Here is a 17,844-nt window from a genome sequence, read left to right as displayed (position 1 = left end):
ACACTATGTCTCGTATATCTTTATTTTATTTTTCGTTACTATTATTTATCAGTCTATCTATCGGCGTAAGTGCACAAACGCTTAGCCTTAAGCAAGCTGTTAATACTGCATTAAACAATTATGGCACTATTAAGGCCAAAGATGATTACGCCAATGCATCAAAATTATCTATCCAACAGGCTAAAAGAGAGTATCTACCGAACTTCAGTTTAAGTGCCCAACAAGATTATGGTACCATTAACGGCCAAAACGGACCACAATATGGACTTGGTGGTTTGGGAACGGCTTCCTCTGGTCCTGCTTTAGGCAAACAAAATTGGAATGCCGCCTTTGGTGGACTCTATCTGGCTAATGTAAACTGGGATTTCTTCACTTTTGGAAAAATCAAAGAGCGCATTAAAATTGCTGATGCTACTTACCAAAGAGATAAAAACGACCTGGAACAGGAAAAATTCCAGCAGGAAATCCGTGTTTCTGCAGCATATTTAAATTTGCTGGCTGCACAAAGGTTAAGCAAATCGCAACAGAAAAATCTCGATCGCGCTGTTACTTTTAAAAATACGGCCGTCATCAGGGCCAAAAACGGATTAATTGCCGGGGTAGATTCTTCATTAGCAAAAGCCGAAGTTTCTAATGCTAAAATCGCACTAACAAAAGCCAAAGATCTGGAACAGGAACAAGCCAACCGTTTGAGCGTTTTAATGGGATTAACCGCAACCTCTTACGAGCTAGATACCACCTCAATTACCCGTATCCCTGGCAATCTGCTCGAAGACACAACAATCAAAAGCTCACATCCACTGTTAAAGTTTTATCAAAACCGTGTTGATGTTAGCCAGCAACAGGTTAATTATTTCAAAAAATTATATTACCCAACGTTTACCTTTTTTGGGGTAATGCAGGGTAAAGGTTCGGGTTTTAGTTCTGGTTATGCCTTAGATCAAACTGCTTATTCTACCAGTTATGCCGATGGAATAAACCCCACGCGCGGAAACTATTTGATTGGCATAGGAATGACCTGGAATCTATCTACATTGCTAAAAAACCGTCCGCAAGTACGTGCACAGGAATACATTAGCCAAGGCTTAAAGGAAGAATACAACCTTGTTGATCAGCAACTTAAAGCACAATTAACACTTGCAGAAACTAAATTAGCCAACGCTTTGGCCAATTACAGGGAAGCGCCTATCCAGGTAAAGGCAGCATCGGATGCTTATCTACAAAAAAGCACACTGTACAGAAACGGACTCACTACATTGGTAGATCTTACGCAGGCGCTTTTTACCTTAAACCGTGCAGAAACCGACCGGGATATTGCCTTTACCAATGTTTGGCAGGCCTTATTGCTCAAATCGGCTGCATTGGGCAATTACGACATATTTATCAACGAATTTTAATCTGGCTATATAAATGAATTTAATACGTTTCGCACTCCGCAAACCCATATCCATCATCGTTTTAGTGGCTGGCTTGTTCTTTTTCGGTATAGGGGCCATCAACCAGATCAAGGTTGATATCCTTCCGCAGATGAACCTTCCGGTAATTTATATTGCGCACCCCTTTGGTGGTTACACACCCGACCAAATGGAGGCTTATTTTGGTAAACAATATGTTAACATCCTGCTTTTTGCAAACGGCATTAAAAGCATCGAAACCAAAAATACGCAGGGTTTAATGCTCATGAAGCTTACCTATTACGAAGGCACCAATATGGCCCAGGCGGCAGCAGAGTTAAGTGCATTGTCTACAAGGGCGCAAGCCATTTTCCCGCCAGGTTCGCAACCGCCATTCGTTATCCGTTTCGACGCTTCGTCGCTTCCTGTAGGGCAACTGGTACTGAGCAGCCCTATCCGTACCAACAACGAATTGCAAGATTTGGCCAATACTTATGTACGCCCTAGTTTTTCGGCTATACCTGGCTTGCTTTCTCCCGCCCCTTTTGGTGGTAGCCCTAGAACAATAGAAATTAACGTAAACCCGTCACTTCTGCGTTCCCATAACCTAACGGTAGACCAAGTGGTTGAAGCCATTAGGCTAAATAACCAAACCGCACCTTCGGGAAATGTGAGGATAGGCGATAAAAACTATATCACACCAACCAATTATACCATTAAAAAGGTAAAAGATTTTGAAAACATTCCCCTATTTAAAGGTAGTGTGCAAAATTTACAGCTCCGCGATGTGGCAACGGTTAAAGATGGAGCCGATTTAGTAGCTGGTTATGCCTTAATTAATGGTAAACGCTCTGTATATTTAAGTATAGCCAAATCTGGAGATGCCTCTACCTGGGAAGTGGTTAAAAACTTAAAGAAAAACCTGCCTAACATCCAAAATACCTTACCAGAAGATGTTAAGCTCTCTTATGAGTTCGACCAATCGGTTTATGTAATCAACGCCGTAAAAAGTCTGATCAGCGAAGGTGCCATTGGTGCAATATTAACAGGTTTGATGGTATTGCTTTTTCTTGGCGATAAACGAGCTGCATTGATTGTAATCCTGACCATTCCCACCTCTATTATTGCCGGGGTGCTGTTCCTAAAGTTGTTTGGGCAAACAATCAACATCATGACACTGAGCGGATTGGCACTAGCCATTGGTATTCTGGTAGATGAATCAACTGTAACGATAGAAAACATCCACCAGCATTTTGATATGGGTAAACCCAAGGCCCTGGCTATTTGGGATGCCTGTAAGGAAATCGCTTTTCCTAAACTGCTAATCCTGTTTTGTATCCTTGCTGTATTTGCACCAGCCTTTACCATGACCGGTATCCCTGGAGCACTATTCCTACCGCTGGCATTGGCAATTGGCTTTTCGATGGTGGTTTCATTCTTGTTATCGCAAACTTTCGTACCGATTATGGCCAACTGGCTGATGATTGCACATCCTAAAAAAGGCAGTAATCATCACCCAGGCATTACACAAGACGAGGCCGATTTTGCTGCCACCGGCATTACACTCGAATCGGAAAAAGACACCCTGAACCAAAAAAGGGTGCTGGTTGAACGCGAAGATTTTAGTGGCAATGGTAAAATTGGTTTTTTCGATAGGTTCAGAAACCGTTTTATGCGTTTCCTTGATCGGATACTGCCTTATCGAAAGTCTGTTGTTTTGATTTATCTGGTGGTAATTATCGGCCTGGCAGCGTTGCTATTGGCTAATATCGGTCGCGATGTTTTACCACGGGTGAATTCGAGTCAGTTTCAATTGCGTTTACGTGCACCTGATGGGACACGCTTGGAACGGACCGAAGAAAAAGCAAATGTGGTTTTGGCTGAGCTGAAAAAAATGGTTGGCGAAGAACACGTGGGCATTTCCTCCGTGTATGTTGGTCAGCACCCTGCTCAGTTTTCAGTAAACCCAATCTACCAGTTTATGGCTGGTCCGCATGAAGCTGTTTTTCAGGTAAGCTTAAAAGATTTTGAAGAAGATATGGACGATTTTAAAGATCAGTTCAGGGAACGAATCAAAAAAGTATTGCCTGATGTTAAACTTTCATTCGAGCCGATAGAACTAACAGATAAGGTATTGAGCCAAGGCTCTCCTACCCCCATCGAAGTACGTATTGCAGGCAAAAGCAAAAAATTGAATGAAAAATATGCCAATAAAATCCTCGCAGAATTGAAGGAAATCCCGTACATGAGAGATGTTCAGCTGGCACAGCCCATTAAATATCCATCATTAAATATCGATATCGACAGAACACGTGCAGCGCAGATTGGGGTAGATATGGCCGATATTTCAAGGTCATTAATTGCTTCAACTTCATCATCACGTTATACAGATAAAAATATCTGGTTAGATGAAAAAGCGGCTTTGCCTTACAGTGTTCAGGTTCAGGTACCACTGAACCAAATGACCAGTAAAGATGATATTGGAGAAATTCCTTTATTGAAAAACTCGGCACGACCAGTATTGAGCGATGTTGCAAAAATTACTCCCGATACCACGGCTGGAGAAAACGATAACATTGGTGCCATGCCCTTCCTATCGGTAACAGCAAACCTTTACCATACCGATTTGGGGACTGCATCTAAAGACGTAGAAAAAGCCATTAAAAACGTTGGCGAACTGCCGCGCGGATTAAATGTTACCGCTATAGGCCTAAGTAAGGTGCTAACTGATACTTTAGACAGCTTACAATCGGGCTTATTTGTGGCCATTGTGGTAATTTTCTTAATGCTGGCGGCCAATTTCCAATCTTTTAAAGTACCATTGGTTATTTTAGCCACTGTACCAGCGGTTATTTTAGGCTCATTACTATTATTAACCATCACCGGATCAACCTTAAACCTGCAATCGTATATGGGGATTATCATGTCAGTTGGAGTTTCTATTGCCAATGCTGTATTACTCATTACCAATGCAGAGCAATTAAGAAAGCACAATGGCAATGCACTCGAATCGGCACGCGAAGCTGCTGCATTACGTTTACGTCCAATTATTATGACGAGTATTGCAATGATTGCGGGTATGTTGCCAATGGCCATTGGTCATGGTGAAGGCGGTGGCGCTGTTTCACCATTGGGCAGAGCGGTTATTGGTGGTTTATTGGCCTCAACATTTGCCGTACTCATTATATTGCCATTGGTATTTGCATGGGTTCAGGGCAAACAGACTACCGATTCCATATCGCTTGATCCGGAAGATGAAGAAAGCATCCATTACATTAAAGGTTTACAAGAAAACGAATAAATCATCATTACAAATGAATACAAAGATATTTTCAACAGGATTATGGAGTACAGGATTTTTAGTACTAACGGCTATATATGGCTGTGGGCACTCCGAATCGAAAGTAACACCCAAGAAAGAAAAAGAAGCAACGATAGCTACATTCGACCTTAAAAAAGAGAAATTATCAACCAAACTGAGTTTACCGGGCGAATTAATTGCTTTGCAACAAGTTGATTTATATGCTAAAGTAAGCAGTTTTGTAAAAACCTTAAAAGTTGATATCGGCTCAGAAGTAAGCAAAGGGCAGTTATTGATGACGTTGGAAGCACCCGAAATGAGTTCGCAACTGGCCGCAACACAATCGCGGATAAAAGCACAAGAAGCAATTTATACGGCGAGCAAAGCGAATTACAACCGTTTGTACGAAACCAGCAAAACGCCTGGAACGATTTCTACAAACGACCTGGACCAGGCGATGGCAAAAAAGAACTCGGATTTAGCACAGCTCGAAGCAGCAAAAGCGGCCTACAAAGAAGTAAGTTCAGTTCAGGATTATTTAACCATCAGGGCACCTTTTAGCGGCATTATCTCGGCCAGAAATGTGAATTTAGGTGCTTATGTTGGTCCTACGGGTAAGGGCTCTGATCTGCCTTTGTTTACTTTGCAGGATCAGAAAAACCTGCGTTTGGCCGTTTCCATTCCGGAGGTTTATACGGGCTATTTAAAAGCGGGCGATGAAATTAGTTTCACTGTAAAATCTTTGCCTAATCAGACCTTTAAAGCTAAAGTGAAACGTTTATCCGGTGCTTTAGATGTCCGTTTACGTTCAGAGCGTGTGGAGATGGATGTTCCAAATGCTTCAAAAGTTTTATTGCCTGGTATGGTAGCTGAGCTGAATATCCCGCTTCCGGCCAATGCCAGCACTTTCGTCATCGCTAAAAAGGCATTATTAGATACCAGCGAAGGCTTATTTGTATTAAAAGTAGCGGATAACAAAGCGGTTAAAGTGGCTGTAAAAAAAGGCAGGGAAACTGAAGATAAAGTCGAAGTTTTTGGTGAGCTGGCAGAAGGTGACAAATTAGTGGCAGAACCTACAGAGGAAATGCATGAAGGAATGGTGATTAAACCATAACTTTACGTGACTAAGGATTAATTATGTTATCAAAAAATCAAGAGCTTTCTACGCTTCAAAAAAAGGAAACTTTAGAGGATTTTTATAATAGGCTGAAAATTACCCGGCCAGAGATCCCTACGCCAAGCTTGGGGATGATTAATGATATCGGACACTTTAATGTTTTTAATAGAAGTGTGGTTTGCACCAACATCCCCTCTGCTTTTAGCCGCAGGGATTTTTATAAAATTTCGTTGATTATTGGCAATGGCATTTTGCATTATGCGGATGCTGACATAGAAATTAAAGGTCGGGCGCTACTGTTTACCAACCCGAATATTCCATATTCCTGGGAAAGTACCTCGCCCAAACCTGCAGGTTTTTTCTGCCTCTTTACCGAGAATTTTATCCATAACCGCAACGAAACCCTTCGCGATTCGTTATTGTGGCGCATAAATGATAGTCCGGTAATTCATATTGATGAAGAAGAGGAAGTAACGTTAAGGGATATTTTCTGTAAAATGATGAAAGAAATGGATGGCGACTACATCCATAAATACGATCTGTTAAGGAATTATGTGCAACTTATTGTTCACGAAGCATTAAAGGTAAAACCACAGGATATTTTATTTAAACAGAACAATGCATCGGCACGTTTAACCGCGTTGTTTCTCGAATTGTTGGAAAGACAGTTCCCAATCGGTTCTACCGAGCATATTTTAGAGTTAAAAACAGCCCACGATTTTGCTTTCCGTTTACTGGTGCATGTAAATCACTTAAACCATGCGGTAAAGGAAGTAACTGGAAAAACTACTTCTGAGCACATTTCGAGAAGGATAGCAACCGAAGCAGTGGCCTTGCTGAAACATACTGAATGGAATATCGCACAAATTGCTTATTGTTTGGGTTTTGAATACCCCGCTAATTTTAACATATTTTTTAAACGTCAGATGCAATGTACACCAAAAGGTTTTAGGGCAAATTGATAAGAATAGTATTAAACCTAGTCGTTTAACAAGTGAAGCGCCAATCCTGAAATGAGGAAAAGGCGCTTTTTTATTTCATCATGTAGTCATCCGTCATTTCGAACTAAGTGCAACGAAACCTGGAATCTAAGGAGAGGGTCTTATCAATAACGATTTTCAAAAATAGATGCTGAAACAAGTTCAGCAGGACGCACCTTTGATTCAGAATCTCCTGTATTAGTAATTCTTTTTTTAATCCACCACAGCTAAATGATCGCTTTTATCAGCATCTAATACATATCCATAAGAATCAATAACCACCGTTTTGGGTTTATGCGCAACAATAATGGAAAGTTTGGTTTTATGCTGGTTTATTTGAAGCTTTTGATCATATATAGGTTTAGTATCAGGTTCCCAATCCATTTCCAATTGGTCAAAACAGGCAAGATCTACTTCAAGATCCGGTAATTTTTTATCGCCATTACTTAACCTTTCTGCATCAATTTCTAGGTCAATTTTAAATTTCCCGTTAGTGAGTTTTTTACAATTGATCAATTTAATACCCAAATCATAAGTAACTACCCCGTTAAAACAATCGTTGATAAACTTTTTATGTTTAGGCAAAGCTTCCTTTAAAATCGCATTTACCAAATCGGCCGCTGTAGCTTTAGGCTTCGGATGTTCATGATCGATAATAAGCTGACTCAATATTGTATTGAATTTCTGCTCTCCAATCAATTCTTTCACCGCATACATCGTTAATCCTCCTTTTTGGTAATGTACATAAGGCTGATCTAAGGTTTTGGCCAAGGGTAGCTCCTCTTCATTATTATTCCGGTTTAAAAAGTATAGGTTATTATCGTAAGCCAAATATTTTCTTAAATACATTTTGCCAAAAGTCTTTTCAATCAGTACATTTTCGGTGTATTTAGCCAACGATTCGGTGAGCATGGCATAACCTGCACCATCTGCCGGAGCCAATATATTTGCCCACCATTGGTGCGCAGTTTCGTGTGCGGCGATGGCATAACTCTGATCAATAGTGCCTTTCTGACTATAATTCCCTAGAAAATTAATGTTCTCTTCACTAAAAACCACTCCCGGATAGGCTGTTGCAGCACCTTTATATTGAGGGATTTCGGCGATGGTTAACTGTTTAAGGGGGTATTTTGCAAAATGCGCATTACCGTAATCCAAGGCATCTCTAACAGCCTTAAACATACTTTTCAAATTATATTCCTCCCCAGGCTGATAATAAATACTTAAATCTATCCCCTTGTAGCGTTCTTTTTTCAGTGTGTATTGTGCACTGCTCAGTGCAAACATGAAATTAATCGGCATAGCGGTTTTATACTTAAAATATTGCCGGTTATTGGCTAACCAACTCGTCTGCAATGTTCCAACGGTGATCACCTGCTGATCAATAGCTGTAGAAATGGTTGTTTCTAAGTTTATCAACTCATAAATTTTGTTAAGATTCGGTTTGTCTGCAACTTCGGGTAAACCTGCTTTTTTCCGTTCGTGTTTATCTTCGCACTCAAAATTATAGCAATAGCCCAAATGAGGTACAAATTTCTCTATTTCAATGTAAGTTCCATTTTTCACAATAGAGTTTTCACTATTAAAAGGAGTAAATCCCGATTTAATTACTTCGATAGAAAAACGCATCACAACCTCTTTATTAGGCTGCAAAGGTGTTTTTAAGGTCATAAACTGCTGGCTAAACCGTTCATCCTTTTCGCTTTTTTTACTTCCGGCAACATTCACAGAAAAAGAATTTATATCAGGATCAACATAGATCCATATTTTTGTGATGGGCAAAGTTGTTTCATTTTTTAGGTTATAGGTACCTTTAATGCTGTACTTTCCTTCACTAGGATATAAATCTACACTCATTTTAACGGCTTTAATTACTGGTTGGGGCAGGCTTGCCAGCTTTTTATATTTCTGCTCATAAGCCAAACTCCAGTTTAATTGCTCCTGTTTATTTTTATATTTTCCGATGGTATTGGTTTGATGATAAATAAATGCAGCACAAGAAATCCAGGTCAGCAATGCTAAAACAGTAGTCCATTTATGTTGCTTCAATATTAAACCTATCGATCTGAATCTTGTTTTAACCTTAATTTCAACTAAACGCTGCCACATTCCAATGGTTAAAACGGCAATAACAATTACAAAAGCCGACCAATACAGCATATACCAGTTAAATGCGTTGGCATAATATCCAAAACCGTTAAAATAAGAATGTAATAAATCAGGTACTGTTGCAAATCGGAAAAGATAGTGGGCTAAGCCAAACCTTTCCGCATACGAAACCAGAAAAATAACGATCATGCTCAGTAACATACCGAGATACTTGTTCGTACTTAAATTCTGGATAAAAACAATGAGTACTACAAAAAGTAATAAAGGGAATGCGCTATAATAGTACAACGATAAATACATGGGCAACTCAATATGGAAATAGCCATGTGTAAGCTGAAGAACAATACCGATCCCAATATTTAGCGTGACGAGAATGAAAACCAGCGCAAAAAGACTCAGGGTTTTTGCCATCCATAAAACTGAATTCTGAACAGGTGTACTGTAAATTAAGGAATGAATATTTACTGATTTTTCTCTACTAATGGTTTCTGCCGCGTAAAAAATAATCAGGACCAGACCGAATTTCATCGAACGTATTTCTTCGATGATAATACCTGTTGCCGGATAGCTATGAATACCATAAACACCACTGAACAACTGGTCTTTTAACTCTACCCCGAAAAGAAAAACCCATAACAATAGCATGACCATAATGGGGATGTTTTTAAACAAGAATATCATTTCGAGTTTAAACTGTGCGAAGAACGTATCCAGATGGTAACGAAAGCCATTTGAAAAAACTGCAAAAGCACGATAAGGAACCAACTCAACCTCTTCCGCTTTAGCTGCTTTAATTTTTGCCTGTTGTTGCTGCTGCAAACGAAAATTGAATAAGCGATAGGTAATTAGCACCACCAAGGCTGTAAAACCAAGCCAAAGTAACCTGTTGAATAAAAAGGTACCGTCGAATGGAAATAACTGTTGATTGCGCTCTAGACTAGTCCATGTTCTGGTTTCGCCAAAAAACGAGGCAAGTGCAAAAGGATCTAAAAGTAGGGGTAAAATATCGGGACTACCTGCTTTCATTGTCGATGTGGCCAACAATGGCGAATTGCCAAATATCGAAGCGAGCATATATAAAATGTAAATCAACACACCTACCACATAAATTATCCTTACATTTTTGGTTAATACGGCGGTACAGAATAAAATACCGGCAGAGAACAGTACATTTGGAAGGGCAAAAACTGAAAGTGGCTGTAGAAAATAGATAATATGAAAACTGCCTAACCGATCGGCATCGAGAAAGAAAGTGCCAACGTAAATACCCAAGGCCACCAGCACGAGTAAACTAAAAACAGAAATGATAAGGCCTAAAAACCTTATGACAAAATAAGGGAGTTTTTTGATCGAAGTAGTAAAAACAACTGCTTCCATTTTATACATACTATCCCTAAGCACCACATTAGCACTAAATAATGTACCCGAAAAGATAGAGAAAAGCGAAAGCAGGGCAATGATGTTGGTAATAACATATGGCGAATTTTTATGTACGTCGTCAGAACCAAATCCACCCTGTGCCACGCAGAAATACCCTAGAATAAAAAACAAAAGCGCTGCCACTTTGAACGATATTTGCCCGAAATGATATTTCAGCTCAAATTTTAGTAAATCTATAATCATAGCTTAGCCTCCAGATTTTGATTGGCAGCGCCAAATAAGGAAGAAAAATAAACCTCTTCTAAACCTGGGTAAACAGGTTCGAAAATGTGTGCCGGGCATTCATCTGCTAAGACGAATACATAACATTTACCCGAAATAATTTTGGTAGAAATTACATTAAAAATGGATGAGTATTGAGCCAGGTCTACCTTATCGATTGCCTTTCTCCAGATTTTTCCATCTAATTTTTCGATCAGTCTTGAGGGTTTACCCTGTAAAATCAATTTTCCATTTGCCATCACTGCCATTTCAGTACAAAGGTCATTCACATCTTCTACAATATGGGTAGACAAGATAACCACCCGATTGGCACCAATTTCACTCAACAGATCATGAAACCGGTTTCTTTCCTGTGGATCAAGCCCTGCGGTGGGCTCATCTACAATAATTAACTGCGGATTACCCAATAAAGCCTGTGCAATACCGAAACGCTGCCGCATACCACCAGAAAAAGTGCTGACAGATCTTTTTCTCACTTCAAATAAATTGGTCTGTTGCAGAAGCGAAGTCACCTGTTCCTTCCGTTCATTCTTATTTTGTAATCCTTTTAAAACCGCAAGATGATTAAGTAAATCTATAGCTGATACTTTAGGATATACGCCAAAATCCTGTGGTAAATAACCCAACTTGTTGCGCATTTCCTGAGGATTTTGTAACACATCGTTTCCATCAAAATGAACCTGACCGGCGTCTGGTAGCTGTAAGGTAGCAAGTGTACGCATAAGCGAAGATTTGCCTGCTCCATTAGGCCCCAATAAACCAAACATGCCATTTGTGATATTGAGGGTAACATCATCAAGAGCCTTTACACCATTTTGATAAGATTTTGTAAGTTGCTGTATTTTAAGCCGTACCATATTAAATAATTAAGATGGGTACAAATTAGACCGATTAAACCGATCTGTTAAATTTAAGTGACGAAGGAAGCCGAAATGATGATGAAAGGAAATAATAACAGTGATGTTCCTTTCATCATCGAAAACATACCTTTCATCATCTAAATTTTTTGCAAACTTTAAACTTTAATAACTTTAGAGATGGCTTCCAAGATGATCATCCTGATATTGTCGGGCTGAGCGGAGTCGGAGCCTTTTATAATCAGATCATTCAAAAAAAGATTGCCCTTCGACTACGTTCTCCACAGGAGTCCTTTGGACAGGGCAACATCTTTTTTAATTCATATTATCCTATTAAAAAAAATGCTCAGTATAAAAAAATTCAGCTACAACTATAAATACCAGGATTTTTTCATAAATGTTGGCCTTTTGTTGTGGATAGCCATATTTAATACTTACAACTTAACCACCAATATCTGGCTTAGCTATGCCAGCTGCATTTTGGCTTTGGTTTTTTGTTTGCTCCCTGTACTTATTTTTTCTTTTCTTAAAACCAGATTAAAAAACGCCCTCAGTCGAAATCGATATGTTGCTTACTGGTGCACTTGCTTCTTCATCCTGCTTCCGCTTTTTACTGGCATTGCATTTTACCTGCAAATTGCGAAGCTTGACAATACTGTTTTTATTTTAACAGCTTTGGCAGCAGTCGCCCTCGAAATCATGTTGATTGCTAATCAGTATTACCAGAAAAAAGTGCAGCATATTAAATGGATCAAAAAAATTGGTCTGGAGAATGCCGTACTCATTACCATCATTTTACTTGCTGCAACCATCTCCATAATGGCCGTTTCGAGCTTAGAGAACCCTATTTACCAAAGAAAGGGCTTCCGCTTGGTTGGTTTCGAATTCAACTTTAAAATGCTAGTGTTTAATTTTGGAACATTTTTAAGCTTCTTTTCACAATTTTTGATCATGTATTTATGCGGATACCTGCTTTTCCTGATCAATAGCCGTTTACTGGTATCTAAAATACTCAAAGAGAAAGGACTACTCATTTACCTTTTAACGCTTTCTGCCACCATCGCAGTTCTTTACCCCCTATTGGCCCAAATATTAATTTCGCTTCCCATTAACACGGTTTTTGGTCGGAGCATATTCGTAACTAACCCTTTCGAGCTTGAAAATGCATTTGGGGCCTTTGCCATTATGCTGATCAGTTTACCTATAGTTTTGGCGCTACAATGGGGAAAACAGAACAACAAGATCCTCTCGTTAGAGAAAGAAAAATCCCAAAATGAACTCGACCTGCTAAAACAACAGCTTAATCCTCATTTTTTCTTTAATACGCTTAACAACCTTTATGCATTAAGTTTGCAAAAATCTGAGAAAACGCCCGAAAGTATTTTGCAATTATCGGAACTGATGCGTTATACGATTTACAAAGGGCAGGAAAAAACAGTTAAACTTTCACAAGAACTCGATTATATCAATGATTATATTCAATTACAGCAAATCCGTTTGCAAAAAACCTTACATTTTGAATTTGATAAGCAAGTTAAAAATGATCAGATTGATATTCCTCCCCTCCTGCTAATTGTATTTGTAGAGAATGCATTTAAACATGGTATTGAACGTGCCGAAGACGAAGCTTTTTTAAAACTATCTCTAACTGCTAACGATACTGAAGTTGTTTTCTGCTGTGAGAACTCCTTCGATCCAGAAGAAAACACCAATTGTAAGGGAATTGGGATTGATAATTTGAAAAAGAGGCTCGAATTACTCTATCCCAACCGTTATACGTTGGATATTACCTCCATTGCTAATATCTTTAAGGCAGAACTCAAACTCCAGCTAACATGAGCTTACGTTGCCTAATCGTAGATGATGAACCGCTTGCACACGGCGTAATTACCGAGTATGCAAAAGATATTCCTTTTATTTCGGTCGTCGGCCACTGCTACCGTGCTACAGAAGCCCTTGATTTTTTGAGCAAACAACAGGTAGATTTAATTTTCTTAGATATCAGGATGCCAAAGCTAAATGGCCTGGATTTTTTGAGAACCTTACCGCATAAACCGCTTGTAATTATTACCTCGGCATACGAAGAATACGCTTTAGAGAGTTTTGATCTGGCGGTTTGCGATTACCTGTTAAAACCCTTCAGGCTCGATCGTTTTGTAAAAGCGGTTAACCGCGCACTGGAATTGTACAACCTTAAAAAGCAAACTGCTGCACCCACAGAAATTGAAAAAACAGTGCCTGGGAACAATGGACAAATCTCTATTAAGGCAGACAAAAAACATATTCTGATAAAAACAGACGAAATACAATACCTGGAAAGCCTGGGTAATTATGTTAAAGTTTGGAAAGACCACGATTTTTTACTTACCCCGCGAACATTGGGTAGTTTTGAAGCTCAGTTATCAACAGATTTCATCCGAATTCATAAGTCTTATATCCTCAATAAAAAATATGTCGATTATCTAGAAGGCAACACCATTGTACTCAAGAACGGCCGGGAGGTCCCTATCGGTAAAAATTATAAGGGGATAATTAAACAGTTGCTCAATATTGAAGATTAGCGTTTAACCAATTTTAAGCCATCCTGTAATGCTCATCCTTTGTTTATTGGTAAGCAATACCTCGTGCGCCAGATCTGAACTTCTAAAGAACACACTTTTACCGTTATTTGGAGCGATATTCTGTTCCCCATCAACATGATAAATGCGCAGCTCTCCCCCATCTTCCATTTTCCAATCGGCATTTAAATACATAACCATCGAATATTGCCTGCTTCCATTGTTCTGAAACTGATCGATATGTTTTTTGTAAAACGTACCCGATTCATAAAGTGTATAATGAAATTCGTATCCAGTGATACCCGTATAACAGGTGCGATTTAAATAAACTACAAATTCGTCCATCAGATTGAAGAAATCATTTTCGTACTGGTTATTATGCTTTCTGTCTAACCAGTAAATCACGTCACTTCTAATCAACTTATTTTGATTAACAACCGTATCGTTACCCACACCGGCATTTAAAAGTTTTTTATTTTCAAATAACCCGATCAGGTTATCTTTAAGGTGCGCCGCCAAAGAAACACTTAAAAAATTTTCAGCAATACCCACTTTATTCTCGATAAAACTATCGATAAGGCAATCAAATATTTTTTCCAACAGATTTATTTAATCTTAAAACAGCTCGCCTAAGGGCTGTAAGGTAATCTTATTTAATGGCTAATCTTAAAACTAATTGTTAAATTGCATACAAAACTCAAATCTCATGAAATATCTATTTACGCTCTTACTATCAATGTTTTCTTGTTCCATTATTTTTGCCCAAGACACGTCAAAATCTGTTCAAAAAAAAGTAGTCAGGGTATCCACATCAATGTCGCGTACTAAACTCGACACTAACAGAATTGTATATGATGAAACGGGGAAAGCACTCCGCTATTATCAGTATAGCAAGGTGATGAATACCGGAGAATATTCAATTAACTATGACGGAAATCCATCTCTACCAACAACTAAAGCCTTTTTAAAGAAAATATCTCAAGAAGAACAATTCAAAAGGTATGAAATGATAAAAGAGTTGATGAAAATTAATAATTCTTCTATCGCTGAAGGCAAAACATTAGACATTTCTACGCTAACTGCATTTTATGAAAAAGAAAAGATTGAAAACAAGGCCATTGTTTTGATATTCTGGTATGCAAACTGTCCTCCTTGCACAGAAGCCTTTGCAGATATTAGCACCTTTCTAAAGCAGGTAGATAACACAAAAGATTTATTAGTCCTGGCAATTACAACTGACGATCAGACAGCTGCTACAGCTAAATTAAAAGAAAAACCTTTGCTATATGCAGAATTAATTAGCTCGGGCCGTGCTATTGCCAATGCTTATCAAATAAAAAGCTATCCGTCATATATTGTCACCGATAAAAACCATGTAATCAGATATGCCATTGCAGGTAGTTCACAAATCACCATTCCTGGATTAAAAAATGCTATAAAAGCTGTTTTACAACAATAATGAACATTTTCCCCGCACAATACTCCACTTTATCAGCTGCTGCTTTAAAAGATTATTTAATTGAAACCTATCATTTAGACTTATCTACAACATGCCGTTTATTAATCAGGAACGTTAGTGATACTTATATTCTGGAGAATCCGAGTCAGAAATATATCTTCAAAATCTACCGCGATGCCCACCGTAAACGCAACGAAATTGAAGCTGAAGTAGAATTACTTAACATTTTAAAAGCAAATGAAAATTCGGTTTCTTATCCAATAACTGATAAAGAAGGGAAACAGATTCAACAGTTTAATGCCATTGAGGGCTTACGGAATGGTGTATTGCTTTCTTTTGCTGAAGGGAAAGTGATTTTAGATCTCGAGCATCAGCACCTTATCCAGTTAGGATACGATATAGCTAAATTGCATCAAACCACTTCATCAATAAAACTGAATAACCCTAGACCGATATTCGATTTTGAAACCACTTTATTTGAGCCCTTAAAAGATCTCGAACCTCATTTTTCGGAAATGAAAGAAGAATATGAATATTTGAGCAACATTTCAGAAAAAGTAGTTAAAAAGTTTAAAGAATTCGACACATCAAAATTTAGTTATGGTTATTACCACTATGATTTCTTCCCTAAAAATTTCCATTTTGATGAGCAAGGAAAAATTACCTTCTTTGATTTCGATTTTGCAGGAGAAGGTTACCTGATAAACGATTTAATGTCGTTCCTTAACCATTATTTCTTCCATCAATTGAATAACCTAATTTCCAAAGAGCAGGCAGAAAAGGATTTCGACACCTTTTTAAATGCATATCAGCAAGTTAGGACATTAACTGACGATGAATTAAAAGCCATTCCATATCTGGGTATCACCTTTCACATCTTCTTCCTGAAATTCTTTTATGATAATTACGATGATTGGTCTAATAATTTTTTAACCCCACGATATACAAAACACCGTGTAACGCTGATTAAAAAATGGGAAGAAACGTATTGTAACTTTTAGGCAATGCTAGCTCAAATCTCAACATCCTTGTTTATCTTGTAAGGTAATTCAAAATCAATAAGATGGATCAGAAAATAATCAACCTGTACGATGAGTATACCCACAGCCAGGTAAGTAGAAAAAATTTTATGCGAAAGCTGGCTATCCTGGCGGGCAGCACAGCATTGGCCATGACTATTCTGCCAATGCTGGAGAATAATTATGCCGCTGCAGCAGATTTTAACACTGATGGTATCGAAGTTGAAAATATTACCTACGCTGGTGTTGATGCTGAAATGAAAGCTGTACTGGCCAAACCAAAAGGTAAAAAGAATTTGGGCTGTGTATTGGTTATTCATGAAAACAGAGGATTAAATCCACATATTATTGATGTAACCAAACGTATCGCTGCTGAAGGTTTCCTGGCTCTGGGTGTTGATGCCCTTTCGCCACTTGGTGGAACGCCAGCGGATGAAGATAAAGGGCGTGAATTAATTGGCAAATTAGATCCTGAAAAAAACTTACAGAACTACTTGAAGGGCCTGGATTATTTACGCAAAAGAAAAGACGGAAATGGTAAAGTAGGTTGTGTTGGTTTTTGCTGGGGCGGTGGAATGGCCAATAAATTAGCGGTTAACGATCCTAAACTGCAGGCTGCTGTGGCTTATTATGGCGCACAGGCCAATGCGGCCGATGTTCCTAAAATTAAAGCAAGTTTAATGCTACATTACGGGGGCTTGGACGAACGCATTAATGCCGGGATTCCAGCTTATGAGCAAGCTTTAAAAGACAATAAAATTGATTACAAAATTTATATCTACGATGGCGTAAACCATGCGTTTAACAACAACACGTCTCCTACCAGGTATAACGAAGCCGCAGCAAAACTGGCCTGGAGCAGAACAATTGATCTGTTTAAACAGAAACTGGCGGTGTTAACGAGGTAATGATAATTTCCAATTATAAGATCGTCATTGCGAGAAGGCTTTTTCAGCCGACGAAGCAATCTTAATGCGAAAAGCTGGTTAACGAACGTTGTAAGATTGTTTTCCCGAAAAGTCGGGGGTAGGCTATCATCCTCTACGCAATACGATTTCTCTGTTTTGGAAAACCTGCGTCCGGTGTTTCACAGGTGCTGCAGCCCCGCCATCGCTTATAGTCCTCACTGCGTTGCGGGCTATTCCGCTCTGTCGGGTTTATTTAACAATGTTGGCAGGTAGAATTGGAATCTCTTAATAGTACCACTAACTCTGCCCCTTAAACCCGATTGCAATGTAAAGCCCACAGCGAGGCATGAGCAAGGACTTGGAATAAAAAGCGGGACTGCCGATACCAAAAAGTACCGGAACTGATTTCCAAAAAACTTAACTAACCTTGCATAAACCCTTAGCTGCAAGATTGCTTCGTCTTTCCTCATCGCAATGACG

The 17,844-nt window shown here is 38.9% G+C and carries 12 protein-coding genes; 9 read left to right on the top strand and 3 right to left on the bottom strand.

Annotated features, from left to right (window positions below):
• Window positions 1-5: 5 nt before the first annotated feature.
• From FHT21_RS05310 to FHT21_RS05295, 4 genes are read left to right on the top strand one after another with little or no spacing between them, the layout of a single operon-like run.
• On the top strand, window positions 6-1,397 hold the full coding sequence (locus FHT21_RS05310) for a TolC family protein (RefSeq protein ID WP_167293704.1): 1,392 nt from the start codon (window positions 6-8) through the stop codon (window positions 1,395-1,397).
• 13 nt (window positions 1,398-1,410) lie between these two features.
• Complete coding sequence (locus FHT21_RS05305; protein WP_167293703.1) at window positions 1,411-4,695, top strand: efflux RND transporter permease subunit; 3,285 nt, start codon at window positions 1,411-1,413, stop codon at window positions 4,693-4,695.
• 13 nt (window positions 4,696-4,708) lie between these two features.
• Window positions 4,709-5,809, top strand: coding sequence for an efflux RND transporter periplasmic adaptor subunit (locus FHT21_RS05300; RefSeq protein WP_167293702.1), 1,101 nt, complete (start codon window positions 4,709-4,711; stop codon window positions 5,807-5,809).
• Between the two features lie 23 nt (window positions 5,810-5,832).
• A complete protein-coding gene (locus FHT21_RS05295; RefSeq protein WP_167293701.1) occupies window positions 5,833-6,774 on the top strand; it encodes a helix-turn-helix transcriptional regulator in 942 nt (313 codons plus the stop codon).
• Between the two features lie 231 nt (window positions 6,775-7,005).
• Here FHT21_RS05295 and FHT21_RS05290 read toward each other — a convergent pair whose 3' ends face one another.
• Both FHT21_RS05290 and FHT21_RS05285 read right to left on the bottom strand, forming a co-directional pair.
• Entirely contained in the window at window positions 7,006-10,524 is a 3,519-nt protein-coding gene (locus FHT21_RS05290) for a M1 family aminopeptidase (protein ID WP_167293700.1), read from the bottom strand.
• Window positions 10,521-11,420 carry an ABC transporter ATP-binding protein gene (locus FHT21_RS05285; RefSeq protein WP_167293699.1) on the bottom strand — a complete coding sequence of 300 codons (900 nt, stop codon included), beginning with the start codon at window positions 11,418-11,420 and terminating at the stop codon, window positions 10,521-10,523. Before FHT21_RS05285 ends, FHT21_RS05290 begins: the two co-directional genes overlap by 4 nt.
• A gap of 342 nt (window positions 11,421-11,762) precedes the next feature.
• Here FHT21_RS05285 and FHT21_RS05280 point away from each other — a divergent pair, with 342 nt between their 5' ends.
• Window positions 11,763-13,259 (top strand): histidine kinase, encoded by a 1,497-nt coding sequence (locus FHT21_RS05280; RefSeq protein WP_167293698.1) that lies wholly within the window; start codon window positions 11,763-11,765, stop codon window positions 13,257-13,259.
• Window positions 13,256-13,981 (top strand): LytTR family DNA-binding domain-containing protein, encoded by a 726-nt coding sequence (locus FHT21_RS05275; RefSeq protein WP_167293697.1) that lies wholly within the window; start codon window positions 13,256-13,258, stop codon window positions 13,979-13,981. Before FHT21_RS05280 ends, FHT21_RS05275 begins: the two co-directional genes overlap by 4 nt.
• A 3-nt stretch (window positions 13,982-13,984) precedes the next feature.
• Here the strand turns inward: FHT21_RS05275 and FHT21_RS05270 are convergent, their stop codons facing one another.
• Window positions 13,985-14,578, bottom strand: coding sequence for a 2OG-Fe(II) oxygenase (locus tag FHT21_RS05270; protein WP_167293696.1), 594 nt, complete (start codon window positions 14,576-14,578; stop codon window positions 13,985-13,987).
• Window positions 14,579-14,684: 106 nt separating this feature from the next.
• Between FHT21_RS05270 and FHT21_RS05265 the strand changes: the two genes are divergently transcribed.
• The 3 genes from FHT21_RS05265 to FHT21_RS05255 all read left to right on the top strand — a co-directional run bounded on the left by FHT21_RS05265 (window position 14,685) and on the right by FHT21_RS05255 (window position 17,364).
• On the top strand, window positions 14,685-15,437 hold the full coding sequence (locus tag FHT21_RS05265) for a TlpA disulfide reductase family protein (RefSeq protein WP_167293695.1): 753 nt from the start codon (window positions 14,685-14,687) through the stop codon (window positions 15,435-15,437).
• A complete protein-coding gene (locus tag FHT21_RS05260) occupies window positions 15,437-16,438 on the top strand; it encodes a phosphotransferase (protein WP_167293694.1) in 1,002 nt (333 codons plus the stop codon). The genes FHT21_RS05265 and FHT21_RS05260 overlap by 1 nt, the downstream gene beginning before the upstream one ends.
• 62 nt (window positions 16,439-16,500) lie before the next feature.
• On the top strand, window positions 16,501-17,364 hold the full coding sequence (locus FHT21_RS05255; protein WP_167293693.1) for a dienelactone hydrolase family protein: 864 nt from the start codon (window positions 16,501-16,503) through the stop codon (window positions 17,362-17,364).
• Window positions 17,365-17,844 lie beyond the last annotated feature (480 nt).

This window comes from Pedobacter sp. SG908 (genome assembly GCF_011759615.1).
GTDB lineage: Bacteria > Bacteroidota > Bacteroidia > Sphingobacteriales > Sphingobacteriaceae > Pedobacter > Pedobacter riviphilus.
Note: the sequence above shows the minus strand (reverse complement) of the source record. Positions and strands in the feature narration are given on the sequence as shown.